Origin of the sequence: Rhodocyclus tenuis (assembly GCF_014197755.1) — a bacterium.
Taxonomy (GTDB): domain Bacteria; phylum Pseudomonadota; class Gammaproteobacteria; order Burkholderiales; family Rhodocyclaceae; genus Rhodocyclus; species Rhodocyclus tenuis.
The window spans coordinates 191,425-200,267 of the sequence record NZ_JACIGE010000008.1 but is presented as its reverse complement, the minus strand read 5'-3'; the positions used below and the strand labels follow the sequence as shown (position 1 = coordinate 200,267).

Below are 8,843 nucleotides of genomic sequence, written 5' to 3'. Positions count from 1 at the left end.
TCCCGGATCGGCCACGCGGAGTGGTAGTTCAGTTGGTTAGAATACCGGCCTGTCACGCCGGGGGTCGCGGGTTCGAGTCCCGTCCACTCCGCCAACATCGCCTTACGTCGTTGATTATTAAGAGATAATTAATGACCCCAAGGCGGCACAGGGTACAAAGGAAGGGTACAAACCGCGGTCCTCAAGGACAAGCGATGCCCGCGTACCTGACCCACAAAGACAACACCTACTACTTCCGCCAGGGCGTCCCGCCCGAACTACGCCCATTCCTCGGCCGGCGCGAAATCAAGAAGTCCCTCGGTCACGATTACGTCCGCGCCGTCCGCGAATGCAAACGCTACGCGGTCGACGCCGACAACCTGCTCGCCGAGGCGCGCGCCAAACTCGACAACGTGCCCGTCGATCCCTTCTCACGCAAGGGCATCAAGCGCACCGAGTTCGTCACGCTGACGCAGGTCACGCCCGAGATCGAAACGCAGTTCGGCAACCTGACGCGTGCCGCCCTACTCGAAACCGACCGCAGTACCCGTATAGCCGGGATGGATCGCGCCGAGTTCGAGGAATATGGGCAGCACATCGATGCCGGCCTCGTGGCCCTGCGCCGTCAGCTGGCGATGGACGACGTCGAGCCGATGATCGCGTCGACGCGGATGATGCTCTTCGGTCGCGGCTACCAGCCCGAGTTCTCGCCCGAGGACTGGCGCCGTCTGGCCTACGTCATGACCGAGTCCACCCTTCAGGCCTACGAAGGCATGGCAGCCCGCCAGCGCGGCACGGTGGTCGATGCGGCGAGCGAAGCGGTGCTCCCCAGTCAGTTCGAAGTCCAGAACGCCCCCAAGGCCGCCGCAGCGGCCGAGGCGCCGATGACCTGGCAGGGACTCTACGACGTGTGGGTCAAGGAGTGCGATCGCCGCGAGAACACCACCAACGCTTACCTGGCGGCCATGAAACTGTTCGCCGACTTCTGCCCGGCCGCGCCAAACGCGGTGACGCGCGAAGACGTTCTCGAATACCGCGACTTCCTGATGCAGGAGAAGTCGCTGGCCGCCTCGACCGTCGCCAACAAGATCGGCTTCGTCGGCACGCTGATCAGCGCCGGCAGCAACAGCGCCGAATACGCGAAGTATCTGCCGCACAACCCCTTCGCCAACATCAAGATCAAGCAGGCCAAGCGCGGCAAGGCCGACCAGAAACGCCAGCCGTTCAGCGACGAGGAACTCGTGACCATTTTCGGGGCGCCGATCTACACCGTGGGTTTTCGGCCGCTCGGCGGTGGAGGTGAAGCGGCAGCGTGGATACCGGCGATTGCCTACCTGACCGGCATGCGTCTTGAGGAAATCGCGCTGCTCAAAACGAGCCAGTTCCACACCGACGCCAAGGGCAATCACTACATCCACACCGACGCCAAGGGCAATCACTACATCCACACCGAGGACGGCAAGAACGAGAACTCGGCGGATCGCGACGTACCGCTCCACCCCGACCTGATCGCGGCGGGACTGCTCGACTACGTCAAGACCTGCTCCGGACGCCTGTTCCCGAAGGTCAAGTGCGACAACGAGGTGCAGAGCAAGGCGTATTCGCAGTGGTACGGGCGTTACCTGTCGAAACTCGGGATCACCGCCAAGTCGAAAGTCTTTCACAGCTTCCGGCACCTGTTCAAAGACCTCTGCCGCAATGCCCGCATGGACGATTCCGCCATTGACCAGATCTGCGGCCACGAACCCGGTACCGTCGGCGGACGCTATGGCAAGGGAAGGCGAATCGACGTGCCCGCCGGATTGATGGCGAAGATCGTGCCGCCGGAGCGGCTGCCGGCAATCGTGCCGGCCGGGAGGTTCGCGAAGATCGGCGCCGACGCGACACCAAAACGCGTGAGGCCGGCGCCTGCGCGGTGAATAGCGGCCGCCAAGGAAAAACTCACAGATTGCCACTCGCAGCACGACAGCGGAAGGACTATCCGACTGGCGAGACGGCATCTCCACTTGATCTAGCTCAAACCAAGTCACGGCATCCGCCGCCGCCGGTGATCATCACGAGCCGAATGTGCTTCGATCGTAGTTCAGCAAATGCGCTGACAAGTCCTCGCCAGACTCATCGCCACCATTAGCTGCAGAACATTTTCTCCAAAAGTTTACAATGGAGCAACCGGCAGCGGCTTGTTTACACTTTTGTCCATTTTTCTGACACCTGTCTATTGCGTAACATGCCAGCCCTATTGCATATTGACAGCCGGCCCCAACTCGAATAGCCTATGCAAACCAGATGGTTCATCTGGCCGCAAGCTGCTCTTAAAAAATTTACAGTAAGAAACGAACGGGGAGCGTCCGCGTTGAGTGTGTCTTAACATTCAACGATCCTTAGGGGTCTCTACCGGCATGCCGGGCGATTAGCAGCTTCTAGGCGAACGCCAGGATCGGCATCGAACCTAACGCGACGGCTGTTAGGCGAAATTGGTGGCGAAGGAAAACTCAGGCAGGTTGTATTTACCGCTCCTTGTGGGAAGTCTCAGTTCTTTGTACAGGCGCCTTGGTTTTTGTGCGTTGCAAGTTGACAACGCGAAAATCAGGGATTACCAAGGAGAACTGAAATGTACTTTCTGATTAACTTTTCTTACTGGAAATGCAGCGTCTCTCGTGGAGTGGAATCTCACGTGAGCTTGATGCGGGCCGACCTGAGTTTTCAGTTGGGGATTGCTTGTGTTGCACGAGTTTTCGCCCTGATTGGTTGGGCAAGCGTAGTGGCAAATGACATCATCAGCCACCTCGTAAGCTAACCCTTCGCCATTAAATCTTAAATGCCATTACAGGTTACATACCGAGGCTCTCCAATTCGCTCGCTAGAGGCACTCTCTAGTGCGCTGAGTTGCGACGAGCCTATCCTCAAACACATCTCGAACCACGTAGCAGACTACTATACGTTTTTCGAAATCGAAAAGAAGAGCGGCGGGGCTCGTCAAATCAAGCCCCCAAAACCAATCTTAAAAGCCATTCAAAAACGGATTAACTCCCGTATTTTTTCACTTTGTGAGTTCCCAGAGTACCTTCAAGGATCTATAAAAGACGCTACAAATCCTCGTGACTTCGTGAGTAATGCAAGAGCGCACTCTAATGGAAAGACGGTCGTTGCCGCCGACATTAAGAATTTCTATCCTTCGGTGACGGAAAGCAACGTAAAAGAAATATTCAAGTATCTCTTTCGATTCTCGGACGATGTCACTGCTGTTTTGGTTGCATTAACCACTCTAGATAACTCGCTACCACAAGGCGCCCCGACCAGCAGCTACCTAGCCAATCTCGTCTTTTACAACAACGAGCACAAACTAGTTACCGAATTGAGAAGAAAAGGTCTTATCTATACTCGATTAATTGACGATATCACAGTAAGCTCGCCCGTCGTTTTGGACAAAAACGAGCAGGAGTGGATCATTAGAAAAATAAAGGGATTTACCGCCAGCAAGGGGCTTGAGCTTCACAGAGGAAAACTAAAAGTTTGCACCACTAGCACGCCGGGGGCAAACGTCATTGTAACGGGCTTGTGGATCGATAGGGGGCACCCTCGTATATCTAGAGAAGCTCGCAACAAAATTAGAGCAGCGGTTCACCGTTGTAAGAAAGAGCATGAGGCAGGACACAAAACGCTAGGAGAATTTCATGACCGACACAACTCCGTATCGGGATCGGTCGCTCTAATTAGCCGACTGGGCCACACTCAGGGCAAGCAATATCGATTGATATTAAATGAAAACTTACCTGAGTACAGCAAAGAATACGCTGGCAAATTGACGAAGATCTGCTACCGATTTTCGGCCAAGAAGGGCCTCAGAAAGGAAACTCTGTCCTATACGAAGCGGTATTATCAACTAATGTATCACTTGTCGATACTGGGACGCTCCGACAAAAAGAAAGCAAATTTCCTTCGGTCGCTCCTAAAACAGAACCCTCCCAAACACTGCCTAAGAGAGCTTTCCGAGGAATAGTCTGCAATGCACGAACAACCGAGAGAGGCTGGCGTTGTTAAAGTCTTCTACCCTCTTAAAGGATTTGGATTTATAACCCGAGAAAAGGGACGGGATATATTTTTTCATTTCCTAGATATTGTTCTTGACGATCGCGACGCTTCTTTGTTTGAAGGCGATAAGGTTGAATTTTCCATAGGAGAGCGAAACGGAAAGCCGAAAGCGCTTATGGTAAAAAAAATCGGATAGGAAACGATACTCTTGCACCTAGACTAGCCAATGGCACACCGTTATTTCACAATGAATGAAACTGCTGTAACGGCGAGAGGATGGCTTTCGTCGAAGTCGGCTGGTCGCGGGCGATCTATTTAAGGCGTGACTCCAGGATTTAAGGCTCGCCGAGCGTAGTGCACGCAAAACAAACACCCCTCCGAAAAGGGGTTTTTGAGAGAAACTGCCGAGAGTTCGGCACCAATGAATATTTTCTCAGGAGCGAAGCCAATCAATCCTTGCTAAGGACCGACGGCATCGCCGAGAGCAGTACCACTGCTCTCTGAAAAACACGCGAGTCTCCTCGCATGCAGTGTCGACCAACCCCCGCCAAGGGGTTGTCGAAGCTCATCTCGCCGCCAAGCGGATGAGTTTTGCTTGCTGCCGACGGTGCCACCGTCAGCCGTCCTACTTTACGTTGTGTCGTCTTCACAACTCGATCCGGGATTGACCCCAGACGTCACAGTCGAAAAGACTCGCTCATACACTCTCAGGATTTTTCGGAGTCGTTACCTCCGCACCGTCGGGTACCACCCCAACGATCCCCCGAGCGCATTTCGCACCGCTTAGACGATTTCTTACGTACATGCAGACCGCTGCCGACTCACCTCATGCGTTCAAGTTACGGGCTGGTTACCGTGTTTCGGGCGGGAGAACCGGGGAGGCCCTGCCTTACTCCTGCACTTGAATGATTGCATGCGGCTTCCATCGTGTTCCAGGCACTGTAGGCCCTAAACAGCTCTTGCACTTTCTGGAAGCTCCCGTTATTCACGGGTTCATTTACAGGTTTAAGCTCTCAGCGCGGCTTGTGGCTCGACGGGTGCCCCCGTTTCACCAACACGCTCGCCCGGCCGGTCTGGCGCACTTGCACCATCCTGCCGAGGCATGCCTTACGGTCATGCGGTATCGCAGCCATCCTGTCCAGCATCGGTTACGCGGTTGCCCGCGTCACCCGAGAAGAGACTCTCACTCTTTTATCATATCGTCAGGACCTGGAGGCATTTCCGCCCCCGATCCGGCTCGCGTTCGCACCGGCCTCCCCAACCTTCTGATCGGGGCGGTATGGGATAAATCAGCGAGATTGGCCGGAAAGAATCTTCCGGGATTAGTTCGCTGACTCCCCCTCGCACCGCACGAGCTCCATTACGAGCATGCGGCGCCACACAACTAGCCTTTTGGCAAAGGCTCTTCGCACTGCGAAGATAGAACGAGACAGCGAGGGCGTTGGCGCGCCCCTGCTGTCAAGCAAGCTTGACTCGGTGTTGGCGCACCGTCGCCGCACTTTTGTCTCTCACAAAAGTGTGACCTTGCGAGCGTATAGCGCGTTTGGCGCCGACCTGTCGCGTCGCGGTCGCGACGGGTGAGGAGTCGGCGCCGGTCGCGCCGACCGGCGGTCGTGTCTCACGCTACAACCCAGTTCATTGTTCACTGAGACGCCAGTCGCATTGAATTGGCGCCATCGGTGTTCCAGCCGCCGTGAAAGGCGTCGTCGCCACGCCCGACTCATGCCAAAGCCATTGTCGCGCGCCAGCGCTGATCTCTCGCGCTATACGTCTGCACGAGCAACGACACGCTGGAGTTTCCACTGATGGACAAGCCAATCCGTATTCCCCGAAATCAGACGGCGCTGATGCAGCACATCCAGCGTCAGGTGCGTCACGGCCATTTCTTCTGGTGCGCTGACCGGATTCCACGGGAAAAGCTCGCCCGCTTCATTCTGAAATGGTCAGACTACGCCCTGCGTGCCGACGCGCCGGCGCGGGCGTATCGCAAGCAGTGCGGCCGTGCCAGCGTGCATCTGTGCCTGAGTCCGGCGCCGCGGCAGGTAGAGGCGGCGGCACTCGACAGCGAGGAGGCCGCAGGTGGCGCTGCCGACACGATGACGACTGCGCAGCCCGTCGCGTGGTGGATGCTGTCGACGGCTGGCAAGGCGGGCTTGGCCGAAGGGACGGCGGCCCCTGCTGCCGTGTTCGACAGCCGAACCGCACGAGGACGGCTGCGCTATCTCCACTATGAACTGGTGCAACTGGCGAAGGTGGTGAAATCCGGCGGGAAGTCGAAGACGGTGACGACATCGACCTGGCGCCTGACGCCGGAACGGTATCTTGCCTGGGAGGCGCTGCTGATTGAGCGGGCGAAGCAGCGCGACACCCAAGGGCTGATGCAGGCGGTCGATTGCCTGCGAGCGATGCCCATGTTCAGCGGGATCCGCGCACAGGTGGTGAAGCTCATCGCTGAAGCCGACAAGATGCTCGGGAAGCTCGGATGTGCGCCGCTGGCGGTGCAGACCTTGCCGGTGATGCGGATGATTGCGCTTTGGGATGAGCGGGCAGAGGTCTGAACTGGTGTCGCACGGGAGACACTTCACGCGATTGTCATGATATCGATACGCGTGGTCGTCGAACCGCTTGGCGACATGGCCGCGATGAAGCGCTGCGGGAGTGACTAGCGCCTCGCCGACGAACAACCGCGATGCAGCGCTTGTGGCCGTTGGGCTAGAATATCATATTGACAAGTGTTGGCCGAACGACGGGCGCCCGCCTCCGCGATGGTCGTTCGAGCTCAATTACGTCGCCACTCGTGGTGCGGCATAGCTGGCGCCATGAAGTCTGGTCAGCACGAGAACCAATAGAAGTTAGCGTCGTTCGACGCTTAAGCCGTGAAGGAAACGATAGCTCCACCTTACGCAACTGGCCGAGAACTTTGGTGGAGTTTAGATGAGCTGATCAACTTTTGATCGTCACTTTTCACGGATAGAATCCGGGGTTTTGTCGCGCATTGGCGCCTCCGTCCGAATAGTCTTGAAAATATTATTATATATTTCCAAAGCCCATGGGGTAAAAATTGAGATACGAATACCGGCACCAAACCAAGACGCGCAAGATATTGACCATTAAAAAAATCCAGGGATTGCCTAAAGATGTCCTCCTGAAGTTTTCAAATCTGCACATTCGATTTTACAAATCAGCGAAATTCCCAGGGTACTTTTGGTGCGGACTGGCCATACCCAAACTTAAGGACGATGAGGGCTATGTCCTTGAATTGCAATTTGACCCCATCCATTCCGATGAAAATGATTTAGATTTTTCAGTTTACGAAACCCCTTTTCAAGAAAGATCAATAGACAACATCACGGATCACATTTTATGTAAGTTTGAAGAAAGAACAGAAATGGGAAGGCGAATGATTTTATTGAACATGTCGATAAAAGGAACGCCTTTTTATGGTTACGTTCTCTTGGGAAGCGATCTATACAACCAAAAAGTTTTATAATAAATAACTCGATGAGATTTCGTGGTTTTACATCTAGGGAAGTGCTGAACAAATGCTCAATCTGAGCAGGTCAGCCACGCGGATAGCGCAGCCGCCTGTTTTCTATGCAATTTCTCGGTCAATCTGCTGATTCTTGACCGCGACTCCATGCTTTCCTGGCCCATTTCTCCCAATTTCCCGCACTCAGGACGCAAGGGCACCGTTGATCGCCATCAGCCGCTTCTTGACGATGAGCAGGTTGGCCAAGCCGAACAGCGAATACAGTTGCGCCGTGCTCTTCTCCAGGCCGCGGTAGCGCGTTTTCCGATGGCGGAAGAGATTCTTCACGATATGGAAGGGATGTTCCACTTTTGCACGGATGCTTGCCTTGGCTTTCTCGATTTCGTTGCACAGGCGGCCGAACGGCGAGTCCGGCAGCATCCGGCGCTTGCCGGGCTTCATGGCGATCTGCCAGCGCACCGACTTGCCCTGGTTCTCCTCACGCTTCTCGACACCGGTATAGCCGGCATCCGCATGCACCGCCGTCTCTTCCCCGTGCAGCAGCGCGTGCGCCTGGGTGACGTCATTGACGTTGGCCGCCGTACCGACCAGCGTATGCACGACGCCACTGTCGGCATCAGCGCCAATGTGCGCCTTCATGCCGAAGTGCCACTGATTGCCCTTCTTCGTCTGGTGCATCTGCGGGTCGCGTGCCTGTTCCCGGTTCTTCACCGAGGGCGGTGCGGCGATGATCGTCGCGTCAACGACACTGCCTTCCTTGAGCAGCAGTCCCTTTTGGGCCAGGTGGCCGTTGATGGTGGCGAAGATCGTCTGGGTGAGATTCCGCGTTTCGAGCAGCCGGCGGAACTTGAGCAGCGTCGTCGCATCGGGGGCCGACTCGCGCGCCAGGTCGATGCCGACAAAGCGGCGGATCGCCTGGCTGTCGTAGAGGGCGTCTTCAGCCCCCTCGTCGGAAAGCCCGAAGCATTGCTGGGCCACGTACAGTCGCAGCATCCGCTCCAGGCCAATCGGCGGACGACCCCGCTCTCCTTTCGGATAGAACGGTGTCAGCGCAGCAAGCAGTTCTGGCCACGGCGTCAACGCCTCGATCTCAGCCAGAAACCGGTCGCGGCGCGTCTGTCTCTTCTTGGCTGCGTATTCAAGTTCGGAGAACGTCGTTTGCATGGGCGTTCAAGCTCTGGGGCGATGATGGCATTGTCTCAAAGGCGGACTGCCGAGGGCAGGCGGCGGCGCGGGGTGGTTAAATCAGTGTTTCCCTAGCAAAACAGAGCATCTAACAGCCTCGCTGCACTTCTGTTGTTCGAATAAGGTTTTATATTGGCTCTGTTCGCATCGCCTGTTG

6 protein-coding genes and 1 tRNA gene are annotated in these 8,843 nt (G+C 56.0%); 6 read left to right on the top strand and 1 reads right to left on the bottom strand.

The window, feature by feature from the left end:
* Positions 1 to 17: 17 nt before the first annotated feature.
* The 6 genes from GGD90_RS11990 to GGD90_RS11965 all read left to right on the top strand — a co-directional run bounded on the left by GGD90_RS11990 (position 18) and on the right by GGD90_RS11965 (position 7,501).
* Positions 18 to 94: transfer RNA gene (locus GGD90_RS11990), tRNA-Asp, on the top strand.
* A 100-nt stretch (positions 95 to 194) separates the two neighbouring features.
* Complete coding sequence (locus tag GGD90_RS11985; RefSeq protein WP_184415143.1) at positions 195 to 1,898, top strand: site-specific integrase; 1,704 nt, start codon at positions 195 to 197, stop codon at positions 1,896 to 1,898.
* Between the two features lie 899 nt (positions 1,899 to 2,797).
* Positions 2,798 to 3,979 carry a reverse transcriptase family protein gene (locus GGD90_RS11980; protein ID WP_153116842.1) on the top strand — a complete coding sequence of 394 codons (1,182 nt, stop codon included), beginning with the start codon at positions 2,798 to 2,800 and terminating at the stop codon, positions 3,977 to 3,979.
* Positions 3,980 to 3,985: 6 nt separating this feature from the next.
* Positions 3,986 to 4,207: a cold shock domain-containing protein gene (locus GGD90_RS11975; protein ID WP_153116843.1), complete on the top strand. Its 222-nt coding sequence runs from the start codon at positions 3,986 to 3,988 to the stop codon at positions 4,205 to 4,207.
* Positions 4,208 to 5,816: 1,609 nt separating this feature from the next.
* Positions 5,817 to 6,569 (top strand): hypothetical protein, encoded by a 753-nt coding sequence (locus GGD90_RS11970; RefSeq protein ID WP_153116844.1) that lies wholly within the window; start codon positions 5,817 to 5,819, stop codon positions 6,567 to 6,569.
* Positions 6,570 to 7,114: 545 nt separating this feature from the next.
* Entirely contained in the window at positions 7,115 to 7,501 is a 387-nt protein-coding gene (locus tag GGD90_RS11965; protein WP_153116845.1) for a hypothetical protein, read from the top strand.
* 183 nt (positions 7,502 to 7,684) lie between these two features.
* On the opposite strand, the gene GGD90_RS11960 is transcribed toward GGD90_RS11965, so the two are convergent.
* On the bottom strand, positions 7,685 to 8,665 hold the full coding sequence (locus GGD90_RS11960; protein WP_153116846.1) for an IS5 family transposase: 981 nt from the start codon (positions 8,663 to 8,665) through the stop codon (positions 7,685 to 7,687).
* Positions 8,666 to 8,843 lie beyond the last annotated feature (178 nt).

Excerpts from the sequence above, each read along its gene's own strand:
- GGD90_RS11985 (WP_184415143.1), top strand. The coding sequence starts at position 195 with ATGCCCGCGTACCTGACCCACAAAGACAACACCTACTACTTCCGCCAG.
- GGD90_RS11980 (WP_153116842.1), top strand. The coding sequence starts at position 2,798 with ATGCCATTACAGGTTACATACCGAGGCTCTCCAATTCGCTCGCTAGAG.
- GGD90_RS11975 (WP_153116843.1), top strand. The coding sequence starts at position 3,986 with ATGCACGAACAACCGAGAGAGGCTGGCGTTGTTAAAGTCTTCTACCCT.
- GGD90_RS11970 (WP_153116844.1), top strand. The coding sequence starts at position 5,817 with ATGGACAAGCCAATCCGTATTCCCCGAAATCAGACGGCGCTGATGCAG.
- GGD90_RS11960 (WP_153116846.1), bottom strand. The coding sequence starts at position 8,665 with ATGCAAACGACGTTCTCCGAACTTGAATACGCAGCCAAGAAGAGACAG.